At 72.3% G+C, this 14,201-nt stretch carries 12 protein-coding genes and 2 pseudogenes; 8 read left to right on the top strand and 6 right to left on the bottom strand.

Annotated elements, in window-relative coordinates:
- Nucleotides 1-62 precede the first annotated feature (62 nt).
- Complete coding sequence (locus AB5J87_RS27675; protein WP_369380298.1) at nucleotides 63-1,733, top strand: serine/threonine-protein kinase; 1,671 nt, start codon at nucleotides 63-65, stop codon at nucleotides 1,731-1,733.
- Nucleotides 1,734-1,751: 18 nt separating this feature from the next.
- On the opposite strand, the gene AB5J87_RS27670 is transcribed toward AB5J87_RS27675, so the two are convergent.
- On the bottom strand, nucleotides 1,752-2,561 hold the full coding sequence (locus AB5J87_RS27670) for an SGNH/GDSL hydrolase family protein (protein WP_369380297.1): 810 nt from the start codon (nucleotides 2,559-2,561) through the stop codon (nucleotides 1,752-1,754).
- A 262-nt stretch (nucleotides 2,562-2,823) separates the two neighbouring features.
- On the opposite strand from AB5J87_RS27670, the gene AB5J87_RS27665 reads away from it, so the two are divergent.
- From AB5J87_RS27665 to AB5J87_RS27650, 4 genes and pseudogenes are all read left to right on the top strand, one after another.
- Nucleotides 2,824-3,252, top strand: a complete 429-nt coding sequence (locus AB5J87_RS27665; protein WP_369380295.1) for a hypothetical protein — start codon at nucleotides 2,824-2,826, stop codon at nucleotides 3,250-3,252.
- Nucleotides 3,253-3,577: 325 nt separating this feature from the next.
- Nucleotides 3,578-4,471: a glycosyltransferase family 2 protein gene (locus tag AB5J87_RS27660; RefSeq protein WP_369380294.1), complete on the top strand. Its 894-nt coding sequence runs from the start codon at nucleotides 3,578-3,580 to the stop codon at nucleotides 4,469-4,471.
- Between the two features lie 38 nt (nucleotides 4,472-4,509).
- A pseudogene (locus tag AB5J87_RS27655) lies at nucleotides 4,510-5,499 on the top strand (glycosyltransferase family 2 protein); the annotation flags it as partial.
- A 407-nt stretch (nucleotides 5,500-5,906) separates the two neighbouring features.
- The gene (locus AB5J87_RS27650) at nucleotides 5,907-6,698 is read left to right on the top strand and encodes a polysaccharide deacetylase family protein (protein WP_369380292.1); all 792 of its coding nucleotides are present in this window, start codon (nucleotides 5,907-5,909) and stop codon (nucleotides 6,696-6,698) included.
- A 263-nt stretch (nucleotides 6,699-6,961) separates the two neighbouring features.
- Here AB5J87_RS27650 and AB5J87_RS27645 read toward each other — a convergent pair whose 3' ends face one another.
- Nucleotides 6,962-8,320: a xylan 1,4-beta-xylosidase gene (locus AB5J87_RS27645; RefSeq protein WP_369380290.1), complete on the bottom strand. Its 1,359-nt coding sequence runs from the start codon at nucleotides 8,318-8,320 to the stop codon at nucleotides 6,962-6,964.
- A gap of 138 nt (nucleotides 8,321-8,458) precedes the next feature.
- On the opposite strand from AB5J87_RS27645, the gene AB5J87_RS27640 reads away from it, so the two are divergent.
- Entirely contained in the window at nucleotides 8,459-9,562 is a 1,104-nt protein-coding gene (locus tag AB5J87_RS27640; RefSeq protein WP_369380289.1) for a DUF5925 domain-containing protein, read from the top strand.
- Nucleotides 9,563-9,598: 36 nt separating this feature from the next.
- On the opposite strand, the gene AB5J87_RS27635 is transcribed toward AB5J87_RS27640, so the two are convergent.
- Nucleotides 9,599-9,973: a GntR family transcriptional regulator gene (locus AB5J87_RS27635; protein WP_369380287.1), complete on the bottom strand. Its 375-nt coding sequence runs from the start codon at nucleotides 9,971-9,973 to the stop codon at nucleotides 9,599-9,601.
- 123 nt (nucleotides 9,974-10,096) lie between these two features.
- Here AB5J87_RS27635 and AB5J87_RS27630 point away from each other — a divergent pair, with 123 nt between their 5' ends.
- Nucleotides 10,097-10,597, top strand: a complete 501-nt coding sequence (locus tag AB5J87_RS27630; RefSeq protein ID WP_369380286.1) for a DUF402 domain-containing protein — start codon at nucleotides 10,097-10,099, stop codon at nucleotides 10,595-10,597.
- A gap of 26 nt (nucleotides 10,598-10,623) precedes the next feature.
- Here AB5J87_RS27630 and AB5J87_RS27625 read toward each other — a convergent pair.
- Nucleotides 10,624-11,175: pseudogene (locus tag AB5J87_RS27625) on the bottom strand (class I SAM-dependent methyltransferase); the annotation flags it as partial.
- Nucleotides 11,176-11,345: 170 nt separating this feature from the next.
- Nucleotides 11,346-11,909, bottom strand: a complete 564-nt coding sequence (locus AB5J87_RS27620; RefSeq protein ID WP_369380284.1) for a GNAT family N-acetyltransferase — start codon at nucleotides 11,907-11,909, stop codon at nucleotides 11,346-11,348.
- Nucleotides 11,910-12,075: 166 nt separating this feature from the next.
- Here AB5J87_RS27620 and AB5J87_RS27615 point away from each other — a divergent pair, with 166 nt between their 5' ends.
- Nucleotides 12,076-13,137: a lytic polysaccharide monooxygenase gene (locus AB5J87_RS27615; protein ID WP_369380282.1), complete on the top strand. Its 1,062-nt coding sequence runs from the start codon at nucleotides 12,076-12,078 to the stop codon at nucleotides 13,135-13,137.
- Between the two features lie 121 nt (nucleotides 13,138-13,258).
- Here the strand turns inward: AB5J87_RS27615 and AB5J87_RS27610 are convergent, their stop codons facing one another.
- Nucleotides 13,259-14,134, bottom strand: a complete 876-nt coding sequence (locus tag AB5J87_RS27610) for an esterase/lipase family protein (RefSeq protein WP_369380280.1) — start codon at nucleotides 14,132-14,134, stop codon at nucleotides 13,259-13,261.
- Nucleotides 14,135-14,201: the final 67 nt, after the last annotated feature.

The raw sequence follows: 14,201 nt of genomic DNA, 5'->3' as shown, positions 1-14,201 counted from the left end.
GAATATGCATGATTCCAGGCCGAGTTGGACAAGTCGTTGGACAAGTCGGAGGAGGCACGCGCATGAGTGAGGTACCCGGCGGCGAGCAGCGCGTGGTGGCCGGACGCTACCGGCTGCTGTCCCCGCTCGGCCGCGGCGGGATGGGCGAGGTGTGGCGGGCGCGCGACGAGGTGCTGGGGCGCGAGGTCGCCGTCAAGGAGGTGCGGGCACCGGCCGGTCTGGACGCCTCGGACGAACAGAGGCTCTACGCCCGCCTGGAGCGCGAGGCGTGGGCCGCGGCCCGCGTCTCGCACCGCAACGTGGTCACCGTCTACGACGTGGCGGTGCAGGACGGCCGCCCGTGGATCGTGATGGAGCTGGTCCGCGGCCTCACCCTGGCGGACGTCCTGGACGCGGACGGCCCGCTGCCCCCGCAGCGCGCGGGCCACATCGGCGCCGAGGTCGTCGCGGCGCTGCGCGCGGCCCACGACGCGGGCGTGCTGCACCGTGACGTGAAGCCCGCCAACGTCCTGCTGGCCAACGACGGCCGGGTGGTGCTGACCGACTTCGGCATCGCGTCGGTGGCGGGCACCTCCACCCTCACGATGACCGGCGAGGTGGTCGGCTCGCCCGAATTCCTGGCCCCCGAGAGAGCGTTGGGCCGCACCCCCGGCCCCGCCTCGGACCTGTGGTCGCTGGGCGTACTGCTGTACGCGGCGGTCGAGGGCCACTCGCCGTTCCGCCAGGACACCCCGCTGTCGACGCTGCGGGCCGTGGTCGACGAGGAGATGCCGCCGCCGCGCCGGGCGGGGGCGCTCGCCCCGGTGATCGAGGGGCTGCTGCGCAAGGACCCGGCCGAGCGGCTGTCGGCCGAGCGGGCCGAGCACCAGCTGCGCGTGGTGGGCGCGGGCGGCTCGGTGCCGCTCGCACCGCCGTACGCGGGTCCGCGCGACAGGGCGACGACCACGGTCCTCGCGCCCGAACCCGGCCGGACGGCCCCGTCGGCGCCGGGCCCGTACGGATCGGGCGGCACGACCGCGGTGCGGCCGGAGGAGCCCGGGGAACGGCGGAGCCGGGCGGGGGCCGTGCTCCTGGCGGGAGTGGTGGTGCTGCTGCTCGCCCTCGGCGGACTCGCCTGGGCCCTGGCGCACAGCGGGAACGGGGGCGGCGACGACCGCGGCTCCACGACCGCGCCCACCACGGCCCCGTCGGCCCCGCGGGCGACGACCCACGCCGCGACGCACCCCACCGCGAGCCGGAGCACCCCGTCACCGGCGACCAGCAGCGCCTCCGCGCCCGCCAGTGGCGGCCCGAGCTCCTCCGCGCCGCCGCCGCAGTCGGTCCAGGTCGTGCTCCAGGCCGTACGGGACAGTTACGAGGGCGCCTGCCCGCCGCCGGACGGGGCCGCTCCGGCCGTCGTCGCGGTCCTCACCGTGGAGCGGACCCCGGCGCAGGTGCGGTACCGCTGGCTGACGGCCACCGGGCAGTCCTCGGACCCGGGCTGGAAGACGCTGGACTTCGGGGCGGACGGGCCGAGGTCTCAGCAGGTCCGGCACGTCGAATCCGGGTACGGGCCGGGCCGGACGGTCCGCAACGCGGTGCGGCTGGAGGTGAGCTCACCGGCGACGGCCACCTCCGACCCCGTCGCGTACACGGTCACGTGCACGGAGAAGACCCCGACCGGCGGGGCCTCCTCCCCTTCTGCTTCCTCGGTGCCGGCGGGCGGCGGCTCCGCCACGCCCGCCGGCGGTTGAGGGTGGTGTCCGGGCGGCTCAGGCCGCGTTGGTGAAGGTGGGCAGGTAGGCGCCGGACTGACCGGCGGCGGTCGGGTGGTAGGACTCGCCGATGTTGGTCCAGACGAGGCTGTTCAGCCACGAGTTGCTGGAGCAGATCTCGTGGTTGGTGAAGGCGGGGACGACAGAGGCGAAGGTGTATCCGTGGTCGGCGGCACGCTTGGCGGTCACGCTGTTGAGCTCGTCCGCCGCGCCGTTGATCGCCGCGCGCGAGGTGTCGCTCAGACCGAGGAAGCAGCTGCCGCCGATCTTGTAGAAGTGCGGGTAGCCGATGACGACGACGCGGGCGTTGGGCGCCTTGGCTCTGATGGCGTCGTAGACCGAGTCGAGCTTGCCGGGCAGAACGGTGTCGGCGTAGGTGCGCGCCTGGTTGATGCGGTTGAGGCAGGTGGACTGCGAATTCAGCACACAGGTGGTCATGACGTCGGAGAAGCCGGCGTCATTGCCGCCGATGGTGACGGAGACGAGGTCGGTCGAGGAGTTGAGCGGGCCGAGCTGACTGGCCTTCACATCGTCGGTGGTCGCACCCGAACAGGCGGTGAAGGCGAACGAGGCGGGCGCGTGGGACGCCGCCCACAGGGACGGGTACGCCTTGGGTGAGCGCTTGCAGGAGCCGCTGGAGCTGTCGTACGTGCCGGTTCCCACTCCGGAGGAGTAGGAGTCGCCGAGCGCCACGTAGTCGGTGCCGGCGGCCTGGGGAGCGGCGCTGGCCACGCTCGCCCCGGTGAGGGCGAAGCCGGCGGCCAGGAAAATCGACGACACACAGGCCGTCATACGGGAGAGCTTCATGTGGGGGCCTCCTAGTGCGGGGATATCCGCCACAGATGTCGTACCAGCGAGTAGGGATCACCGGAAGTGGACATGCCAAGAACTTTCAGAAATCCGTTCCGGGCGGGCAGCGTCTGACGCCGAGGTCCCGTCAATTGACCTTGGCCGCACGGAAGTTCACCTGCACGCCCCTTGCCTTGACGGCCCTTCACAGGTGCGCCACATTGAACCGCCGCCCCCGGGAGGCCGGACGGGCGGCACGCATCGGCACACAGAGGTTCGGATGACCCCCACGCCACCGGCCCCCCGGGGCACCGGGCCCGACGGGGCACCGGCGCGCGCCGATCTGGCGGCCCCCCTCGGCGGCGCCTCGCTCGCGGCGTCCGCGTCCGGCGCCGCGCTCGCCCTCCTTCCGCTGGACTCCCCGCTGCGCGCCCCGCTCGCGCTGTACTTCCTTTTCGCCGCCCCCGCCCAGGCGCTGCATTCCGCCTTGCGCCGGCTGCAACCGCTGCCGCGCGCGGTCGCGTCATTGTCAGGGGCGGTACTCATCAACCTCTTGATCGCCGAAATCATGGCGAGCAGCAACACCCGGTCCATACCTGGCGAGATCATGGCAGTCGCCGTGATCAGCTTTCTCCTTTTCCTTGCGGGAACGGGAGTAAATCACTCCATAAACGATCGGTCAGGAGCGGTCAAAATCCCAAAAACGTGAGGCCGTGTTCCAGGTCTTGCCATATGGTGCCCATCGTCAATACCGTCTTACATCCACCCGCACCGGCCCATCACGCAAGCGATTCCGGGGGAGGGCTCAGGCGTCGCGACGGCCGCCGGGGCGGGGCGCGCTAGGGGGGTGTCGTGCTCGGTCTTCGTGCGTCGTCGACCGTCCATGGGCCGCGCGGCCAGCACAGTCGGCTCACCCGATCAGCAAGGCGTGCCAGATCGTCATGACCGGGGTGAGGACCCCCCTTTCGTCACCGGAAACTCATCCGGACCGCCCGGGGGGCGGGCGGTCCACCGGACGAGAGGGACAAAGACTCATGAGTTCTTTCGTTCACCCGGCGAGCCGGGAAGAAGATCCACCCACGGCGTCACTCCAGCACGACGCCGACCACGATTCCGAAAGCATCGCAGCCGACTCCGGAGCCGCTCGAATAACGGCCAATTCCGCGCGCTATCGCGCGGTCTCGCCGAATCTCGCGATCGCCCCACCGGTCAGCGTCGTGATCCCCGCCATGAACGAGGCGGAAAACCTTCCGTATGTCTTCAAGACCCTTCCGCAATGGATCCACGAAGTGGTCCTGGTCGACGGGAACTCCACGGACGACACCGTGCGGGTCGCCCGTGCGCTGCGCCCGGACGTCAAGGTCGTCAAGCAGGTCGGCAAGGGCAAGGGCGACGCGCTCATCAGCGGCTTCGCCGCCTGCACCGGCGACATCATCGTCATGGTCGACGCGGACGGCTCGGCCGACGGCGAGGAGATCGTCAGCTATGTCTCCGCCCTGGTCGGCGGCGCCGACTTCGCCAAGGGCTCCCGCTTCGCCAACGGCGGCGGCACGGACGACATGACCCCCGTGCGCAAGCTCGGCAACTGGGCGCTGTGCACCATCGTCAACCGCAAGTTCGGCGCCCGCTACACCGACCTGTGCTACGGCTACAACGCCTTCTGGAAGTACTGCCTCGACGACATCGTCCTGGACTGCAGCGGTTTCGAGATAGAGACCCTGATCAACATCCGGATCGTCAAGGCGGGCCTGCGCGTCCAGGAGGTCCCCAGCCATGAGTACCACCGCATCCACGGGGTCTCCAACCTCAGCGCCGTGCGCGACGGGATCCGGGTGCTCAGAGTGATCCTCCACGAGAAGGCCGTGCCGCTCCGCCACCGGCGCGCCCCGCTCACCGGCCTCGACGACCGCCGGGGAGAGAGCTCTTGACGCACCGCACGGCCACCGGGGACGCGGCTCGGTTCTCCGTGGTGATCTGCGTGTACACCGAGGACCGCTGGGAGGACATCCTCGCGGCGGTCTCCTCGGTGCGCCACCAGTCCCGGCCGCCCCGGGAAACCCTGCTGATCGTGGACCACAACCGCGCGCTGCTGGAACGCCTGGAGAGGGAGTACGGCGAGGACCGGGACGAGGTGTACGGGGAGTACGGCGGGCGGGGGTGCGGCCCGGGCCACGGGGCAGCGGCGGCTTCCGGAGCGGTGCGGGTGCTCGCCAACGCGGGTCCCCGCGGCCTGTCGGCCGGCCGCAACACCGGGATCGCCGCGGCCCGGGGCGAGTTCGTGGCCTTCCTCGACGACGACGCCGTGGCCGAACGCGACTGGCTGCGCCACCTCGCCGAGGGGTACGCCGACCCGCGGGTGATGGCGGTCGGCGGGCGCACCGTGCCCGCCTGGGCCTCCGGGCGCCGCCCGGCCTGGTTCCCCGAGGAGTTCGACTGGGTCGTCGGGTGTACGTACCGGGGGCTGCCGCCCGGCCGGGTGCCGGTACGCAATGTGCTCGGCGGCAACGCCTCCTTCCGCCGTACCGCCTTCGACGCGGCGGGCGGCTTCGCTACCGGCATCGGCCGCGACGGCGACAAACGGCCGCTGGGCTGCGAGGAGACCGAACTCTGCATCCGGCTCTCCCGCGCCCTGCCCGGGACGGTGCTCCTCATCGACGACCGGGCGGTGATCCACCACCGGGTCCCTCCCGCCCGCGAACGCTTCGGCTACTTCCGCACCCGCACCTACGCCGAGGGCCTCTCCAAGGCGCTGGTCTCCCGCAGCATGGGCGCGGGCAAGGGCCTCGAATCGGAGCGCCGCTACACGACCAGGGTGCTTCCGGCCGGTGTGCTGCGCGGTCTGCGCGACGCGCTGCTCGGCCGCCCGGGCGGCGCGGGCCGCGCCGCCGCGATCATCACGGGCGTGGCCACGGCAACGGCGGGCTACGCCCTGGCCACCCTGCGCACCCGCCACGGCGCCCCCCACTTCGAGGTCACCCCGATCACGCCACCGGAGCCACAGACTCCGCCCGCACCGCCGCCCCCGAACGACTCGACACCCCCGAACGCGCCACGGCCTCCGGCCGCAGAGGAACACGCCGGCCAGCCGGCCGCCCCGTCCCACTCACCACAGGACGAACACCGACCGGCAGTCGCCGCCGAGCCCGCGCGGGTTGCGGGCACTGCGGGCGCTCCCGGGGCCGCGCGGGCTGCGGAGGCTCTCGGGGATGCGGGAGCCACGGGGGTCGGGCAGACCGCGGAGGCTCCCGGGGTTGCAGGGGCTCCCGGAGCTGCGGCGCCAGCCGCTCCCGCCGGGTCGGGCGGTTCGCGCGAGTGGGGCGAACCGAGCAGGTCGCGCGAGCCGGGCGACGAGGAGGCCGTCGTATGAATGCTCCCGTGCCGATCCTGATGTACCACGCGGTCGGCCACCGACCGGCCCGTGCCGTCCACGGTCTCTCCGTCTCTCCCGGCGCCTTCGCCGAGCAGATGCGGGTGCTCGACGACCGCGGCTTCACCCCGCTGACCACGGCCCAACTGGCCGACGCGTGGCGCTCGGCGGGCGTCCTGCCGCGTCGGCCCGTCCTGATCACCTTCGACGACGGATACGAGGGCGTGCACCGCCACGCCCTGCCCGTCCTCGCCCAACACGGCTTCGCCGCCACCCTCTTCGTCTCCACCGGCTGGCTGCGCGGGGCCCATGAGCGCGGCGGCGCGCTCGACACCATGCTCGACTGGAACCAGGTGCGGGAGCTCGCCGGTGCCGGTCTGGAGATCGGCGGCCACAGCCACACCCATCCGCAGCTCGACCAGATCGACGACGAACGCCTCCGGTTCGAGACCCTGCGCTGCAAGGAGATCGTCGCGGAGGAGCTGGGCACGGCCCCCGTCTCGTTCGCCTACCCCTACGGATACTCCAGCCGCCGCGTGCGGCGTGCCGTACGGTCAGCCGGATTCGCCCAGGCGCTCGCCGTCGGCAACGCCCTCGCCCGACGCCGCCAGGGCCCGTACGCCCTGGAGCGCGTGACCGTCCGGCGCACCACGGGCATCGAGGAGTTCGCCCGCCTCGTCGAGGGCCGGTCCCTCGCCCGCGCGTTCGCCCTCGACCGCGTCCTCACCAAGGGGTACGCCGTAGTCCGCCGGGCCCGCCGGGCCGGTCGCGCGCTGACCGGAGGGTGACCGATGCCGGCGAGCGGAACGACGGCCGGGCGCCGCCGCGCGCGCAACACCAGGCCAGCCTCGCCGTAATCGCCACGATCGCTTCGGAGAAGCTGTACGGGGTGCTGCGGACGGGGGATCCGGCCGACGCCGAACCTTCCACGCAGCAGCCCCTCGCGGACTAGGGCCGCGCCCTCCTTCGCGCCCGGAGACCGGAGACCGACGGCGGGTCACCCGCAGAATGGTGCGGCGGCGGGCGGTCCGCGGGCCGGTGCGGCGACCCGTCAGCGGTCGAGCCAGCGCACCTCGTACGCGGTCATCGAGAGCGACCGGCCGTCGACCCGCGCCCGGATGTCACGGTCCAGGGTGTTGACGACCAGGACCACCCGGTCGCTCGCCAGCACCCGGACCTCGGGTATGTCCTCGGCGGCCGTCTCCACCCTCGCGTACGCCGTGCCCGGCGGGAACTCCTTGCCGAACCGCGACACCAGCGCGAACATCGGCAGCGCCGCTCCCCCGTCGGCGCTCTGTGTCGCCGTCCACAGACAGCCGGGACAGTCGGCCGTGGTCCGCTGCGGGCTCCAGTAGAAGCCGGTGGTGGCCCCGCCCCGGGCCATGGCGATCATCGCGGCTGCCTGGGCGGCGACCCGCCGCCCCTCGCTCCAGTGGGAGCCGTCGGGCTCCACGTAGTACTCGGTCCACCACAACGGCAGCCCCTCCGCGTGCTGTCGCAGCCAGCGGCCGACGTCGGTGAACTTGTCGAGCGCGGTGAAGGCGTCGGGCAGCGCCCGGTCGTCCCGGGTGAACCCGGCGCCGTCGACCGCCACGAAGTCGGCGCCCTTCTTGTGCCGGTTCCAGTACGTGAAGGCGTCCAGCACCCGCTGGTCCACCGACCCCCACGGACCCTTCAGCTCGGACGCGAACTGCTCCTCCCCCGGTGCGTAACTGTCCATCGCCAGATAGGGGCCGCCCACCCTGTTTTCCTCGTTCACCTTCTTCAGCTGGTCGTAGACGAGGTTGTAGAGCCGGGTGTACCCCTCGTAGTTCCAGCGCTGGCTGCTCTCGTCGAAGAAGCCCTTGAACTCGTTCCAGACGATGAAGTGCCGCACGTCCGGATACCGCTCGGCGACCTTCGCGGCGAGCTTGGCGAAGTCCGCGTAGTGGGTCGGCAGGGGTGCGGACTCGAACGACTTCAGGCTCCAGTCCGTGTGGTCCTCGCCCGCCCGGCCGCCCTTCATCCAGTCCGGCGCGCAGCAGAGCGTGATCACGGGGGTGGAGCCGGTGGAGCGGATGAAGGCGATGCGCCGGTCCAGGTCCGAGAAGTCGTAATCCCCGGGCGAGGGCTCCGGGTTGCCCGCGCCCCAGCCCATGATCGCCTGGTCCTGCGGCATCGGCTGTGGGGCGATGAGCCCGCGCACCCGGGCGACGGCGTCGGGGGAGCCGCTGTCCGCGCTGTACTGGGTGTGGGTGAAGCCCCAGCCCAGCTCCGGCTTCCCGTTCGCCTTGCCGGTGGGGCCGCCCCTGGCCCCTGATCCGCCGTCGGCCGGGTGCGTCGACGAGCCGCTCATGGCGAGGACCAGCGCGAGCACGGCCGCGACCAGGCCGAGCAGTGCGGCCGGAGCCCAAACATGACGACGGATCATAAATCAGCCTATCGACGAGGTGCTGCCTTTCGGACGGTTTCCACCGGACGAAGAGGGAACGCCCCACACCCCGCGCCGGGTTCCCGGCCCGGTGCAACGGGACAAAACACCGTGCACGGCGGGGCGTGTTGCCGGATCATGGAAGGCATGTCCGCGAACCCTGAAGCGACGCTGCCGATCCGGCTGAATGTAGATGACAGCGACTCCCCGTCCGACGTCGTCGACGCGCTGTTCCTCGGCCGGTTCGCCACGGGCGAGCAGCCGTTCTCGCACAGCTCCTCCATCGACCGGGTGAAGAAGGGCGTCAGCCTGCTGCCGCCCGGCGCGACCGTGCTGCGTTCGGCGCGGGACGACGACCGCAGCGCCACGCTCGCCGAGGGCGAGGGCTGGACGCTGCTCGTCTCGCGCTGGAACCGGGGCGCGGACGTCACGGTCACCGCCACCAGCGAGGCCCTCGCCGAGCGCGTCCTGAAGCAGGCCACCGAGGGCGCGGAGGACGAGCCGGCCCCGATGCCGGAGAACGTGACGATGGGCTTCTGGTACATGTCGCCGCGCCGCGGCCCGCACCGCACCACCCGCCAGATCGCCGCCGGCACCTGGGACGAGGTGCGGCCCAACTACACGGCGCCGGTGGCCGAGGCGATGGACCGCCTGATGAAGGTGACGCCGGACGACATCGCGGGCCGCCTGCTGCTGCTCCACGGCCCGCCGGGCACCGGCAAGACGTCCGCGCTGCGCACCCTGGCCCGCTCCTGGCGCGACTGGTGCCAGGTGGACTGCGTGCTGGACCCGGAGCGCCTCTTCAACGACGTCGGCTATCTGATGGACATCGCGATCGGCGAGGACGACGGCTCGGCCAAGGGCCGCTGGCGGCTGCTGTTGCTGGAGGACTGCGACGAGCTGATCCGGGGCGAGGCCAAGCACACGGCGGGCCAGGCCCTTTCCCGGCTGCTGAACCTGACGGACGGACTGCTCGGCCAGGGGCGCAACGTGCTGGTCGGCGTCACGACCAACGAGGACCTGGAGCGGCTCCACCCCGCGGTGGTCCGCCCCGGCCGCTGTCTGGCCCGTATCGAGGTGGGCCCCATGACCCGCCGCGAGGCGGTGACGTGGCTGGGCACGGAGGAAGGCATCGGCCGCGAGGGCGCCACCCTGGCCGAACTCTTCGCCCTGCGCCGGGGCACCGCGGCCCCCGGCGTCCCGGACCAGCGGGACAGCACGGACTCCGGGCTGTACTTGTGAGGAGGCGGGGTGGGCCGTGGCGCGGCCCGCCCCGGCTCATTCCCCGTACACCGCCCGCACCGCCTGGGCCGCCGCGGCCAGGGCCGCCTCACGGTCCAGCCCCAGTCGGCGGACGTCCTCCGCGTAGGTGCGTGCGGCGGCGGCTGCCCGCCGGTCCGCCGCGTCGCCCGCCGCCGCGACGAACGTGCCGTTGCGTCCGCGCGTCTCGATCACCCCGTCCGCTTCCAGGGCGCGGTACGCCTTGGCCACGGTGTTGGCGGCCAGGCCGAGCTCCTCGGCGAGGCCGCGCACCGTGGGCAGCTTGTACCCCACGGGCAGCACCCCCGCCCGCGCCCGCTCGGCGATCTGTGCCCGCAGCTGCTCGTACGGCGCGCTCGCGGCTTCCTGGTCAATGACGATCTTCAGGGTCACAGCCCGATTCTCCCCCTCCGCCGCACCCGGCGAAAATGGGAGGCACCCGCCCGCGCCCCGCACGTAACGTGCGACTCCTTGACCGGTGGTTCCCCCAGGAAAACTGCGCAACGGAGATACGTCATGCCCGCGACCTCGTCCGCATCCGGCTCCCTCCTCTCGATCAATCTGGTCAAGTCGGGACGTACGAAGATCAGTTACCCGGCGTCCCTGGTGGCCGACGACGGTGTCCGCCTCAGCGTGCGCGCCGCCTGGGCCTCGGACGGCGTCCGTGACTTCGGCTTCGTCCGGTTCGAGCCGGGCGACGTCTTCACCGAGCACTACTGGCGGGACCGCTGGTACTCGGTGAAGGAGGTCCGGACGGCCGACGCGACGCTGAAGGGCTGGTACTGCGACATCACCCGGCCCGCCGTGGTGGACGGCACGGAGGTGGTCGTCGAGGACCTCGACCTCGATCTGTGGGTCTCCGCCGACGGTGCCACCGTGCTGCGACTGGACGAGGACGAGTTCGAGGAGAGCGGCCTGGCCGAGCGCGACCCGGACGCGGCGGCCCGCGCCGTACAGGCCCTGGACGAGCTGGAACTGCTGGCCAAGAGGGGCAAGTTGACGGAGCTGATCGACTAGCCGGCCGGGCCGGGCGCCCGGTCGACCGCCACCACCACGTACCGCTCGTCGTCCACTTCGCGCCCCCACAGCGTGGCGTCACCGGACAGCCGCTCGTACCGTACGGCCGCCGCGCCGAGTGGTATGAGCACGTCGGTGAGGCGCTCGGCGGGTATGCCGGTGCTGCCCCAGACCCCCTCGACCAGGACCAGTCGTCCGCCGGGCCGCAGCATGGACCACCAGTGCCGCAGCGCCCCGGCGGGATCGGCCAGCGCCCACACCACGTGCCGGGCCAGCACCACGTCGAACTCCCGCCCCTCCACCGGCGGCCGGGCCGCGTCGCCGGTCAGCACGCGTGCGCCCGTGCCCGCCAGCTTGGCGCGGGCCAGCTCGGTCATCCTGGGCGAGAGGTCCACGGCCGTCACCCGGTGCCCGCGCCCGGCCGCGAGCAGCGAGAGGCTTCCCGTACCGCACCCCAGATCGACCAGGTCCCCCGGAACTTCCGGCAGCCACTGGCCCATCCGCCGGTCCCACGCCGCCCGCACGGCCGGATCGCGCAGCCCGTGGTCGGCCTCGTCGTCGAACGTGGCGGCGGCCACGTCCCAGTCGCCGGGGTCCGCGACGGGCGAGCGGCGTTCCGCGACGGACCCGGTGAGGTCCGCGAAGGACCCGGTGAGGTCCACGGCAGGCTGCTGGAGGTCCGTTCGGACGCGGTCGATGTTCATGCACCGATCGTGACACCCGCCACTGACAACGGCCCCCGCCGAGCTCATCCGGCCGTCGGATCCACCGGTGCGGCCAGGACCTTGCGGTAGTGGAACCGGTCGTACGGCCCGTCCACGCGCCGCTCCACGAACTCGTACCCGAGTCGGGGGTACATCTGCCGGTTCTCCCACATCATGGCGTTGGTGTAGAGGCGCACTTCGGGCAGGCCGAGCCGTCGGGCGTGCTCCTCGACGTAGTGGAGCAGCCGCCCGCCGAGGCCCGAGCCCCTGACGTCGGGGTGCACCGCGATCGAGTCCAGGAAGAGGTGGTCCGCCTCCGGGACCAGCACCAGCACCCCGGCGACCGGCTCGCCCAGGACGAACACCAGCCCCTCGGCCACGTTCGCCGCGTGGTCGGCCTCCATGGGTGCGGGGACCACCCCGATGCGCTCCACGTAGTGGCCGTACGCCGCATCGGTGACCTCCTTCACCCGGGCCACGTCACCGGCCGTGGCGGGCCTGACCTCGGCGCTCCCCCGGCCGTCCGGGCGGATCCCCGGCCGGTCTCCCCGGCGGTCGTCCGAGCTGCCGTGGGGGTGGGCTGTCGAGCCGTCGTTCGTATGGATCATGCCCCCACCGTACGGCCGGAGGCGCCCGTTCTTAACCGTCGCTGAGTCACCCCTTAACGGCGCCATAAGGATCGTCATCACCCCCTCCCAGCAGCCGATTTCGCGGTTTTCGGCGGCTAGCGTGCTCCACGCCCACCCCGTGCAGCACCGAAGGAGAACCGCCACGATGACCGCTCGTCGCAAGGCCGCCACCGCCGCTTCCCTGACCCTCGTGCCGCTGGTGCTGGCCGGGCTGGCGGCCGGTCCGGCGCTCGCCCACGGTTCGATGACGGACCCGGTCAGCCGGGTCTCCGCCTGCTATGCCGAGGGTCCGGAGCACCCGCGTTCCGCCGCGTGCAAGGCGGCCGTCGCCACCGGCGGTACGCAGGCCCTCTACGACTGGAACGCCGTCAACATCGCCAACGCGGCGGGCAAGTCGAAGCAGATCATCCCCGACGGCAAGCTGTGCAGCGCGGGCAACGACAAGTACAAGGGGCTCGACCTCGCGCGCGCGGACTGGCCGTCGACGAAGCTGACCGCCGGGCGGCACACCTTCCACTACAAGGGCACCGCTCCCCACCGGGGCACGTTCGAGCTGTACATCACCAAGGACGGCTACGACCCCACCAAGCCGCTGAAGTGGTCCGACCTGGAGGCCAAGCCGTTCGCCAGGGTGACGGACCCGGGGATGCGCGGCGGCGACTACGTCTTCGACGCCACCCTGCCCGCCAAGTCCGGCCGCCACCTGGTCTATTCGATCTGGCAGCGCTCGGACAGCCCGGAGGCGTTCTACACCTGCTCGGACGTGGTGTTCGGCAAGGACACGGGCGGGGACGGCGGGAACGGCGGGACCGCTCCGGCACCGACCGCGTCCGCCCCCACCGAGCGGCAGATCGAGGACGGCGCCGCCAAGTCCACCGTGGAGCACCACGGCCACGGTGACGACGACGCGAACACCGGCGCCGGGGCACCGGCCGGGCCCGCCTCCGAGAAGCACGGGGCGAGCGGCGCGCAGGGCACGGCCAAGGAGGCGCACGGCAACGCGCCGCAGGCCGACGGCGTGGCCGCGGCCACGGTCGCGGACACCTCCGACGCCTCGACCACCGGTGGGAACCTCGCCGAGACGGGCGGCGACAGCTCCACCCCGTACTTCGCGATCGGCGGCGCCGGAGCCCTGACGGCGGGTGCCGCGGTGCTCTTCCTGACGGTCCGCCGCAGGACCGCCCCGGCCGGACGCCGCGGCGACTGACGGACGCGGTTCCCGGCACCCCGCCCGGCGCGCGCGGGACGCGGCCCCCTTCGTACCTGCTACGTAGGTACGACTGCGTAGGCGTGAAGGGGGCCGCTCTCGTCGGAGAGGACGCCTGGACTCAGCCGATGACGGAGGCGCAGGTGGTGGGCGTGGCGTGCGCGGGGTCCAGCGCGTTGACCACCTCGTGGTAGGCGATGCGGTCGGTCAGACCGATGGCCACGTGCTCGGAGAGGTCGAGGAGGCACTTGTCCTGGATGAGGACGTTGTGGACGTCGGGACCACTGAGGAACTGCGAGCGGTAGGGGGTGACCACCTCGTCGTACTGGCTGGAGATGACGGTGTAGTGGACCCCGGGGACGGTGTCGCCGTCCGCGTTGAGCTTGGTCAGGAACGGTGAGCCGGCCACCTGGTCGGTGAGGCCGGGGGTGGCGCGCTTGAGCAGGTCGGCGGCGCCGGGGAAGTAGGGGAGCAGCGCCGTGAGGCCGTCAAGGGTGGTGCCGTGGTTGTCGGGCGCGATGCCGACCAGGGCGTTCACCTTGGCGGCGCCGCCCAGGAACTTCAGGTACCAGCGGGGCATCATTCCGCCCTGCGAGTGGCCCACCAGATCGGCCTTGGGGGCGCCGGTCGCGGCGAGCACTTCGTCTACGAAACGGTCGAGCTGTTCGGCCGATTTGTCGATGGGGCCGAGGCCGTTGAAGAGCGGCACTCCGGGGAGCTGGCCGTAGTCGAGGGAGAAGACGCAGTAGCCCCGGTTGACCAGGTAGGGGGCGAGAGCCAGCCAGTTGTCGACGGAGTTCCCGAACGTCCCGTGGACCAGGACGACGGGGCGGGGGTGGGCGGCGGAGGGTCTGCACGTGTAGTCGTTCCAGCCGCTGCTGGGCGCGGACTGCGTCTGCGCGGCGGCGGGACCGGCCGTGACCACGGCGGCGAGCAGCGCCGCCGCCAGCGGTCCGAGCACGCGTTTCCAGGAAGAACGGGGGTTCCGGGGCAGCATCGGGCCATCTCCTTGCGGCTCAAGGGGAGTTGCGAGGGCGCCCTGTGATCCGGACCACAAGTGCGGT

Origin of the sequence: Streptomyces sp. cg36 (assembly GCF_041080675.1) — a bacterium.
Lineage (GTDB): Bacteria > Actinomycetota > Actinomycetes > Streptomycetales > Streptomycetaceae > Streptomyces.
This window is presented reverse-complemented; position numbering and strand designations above follow the sequence as displayed.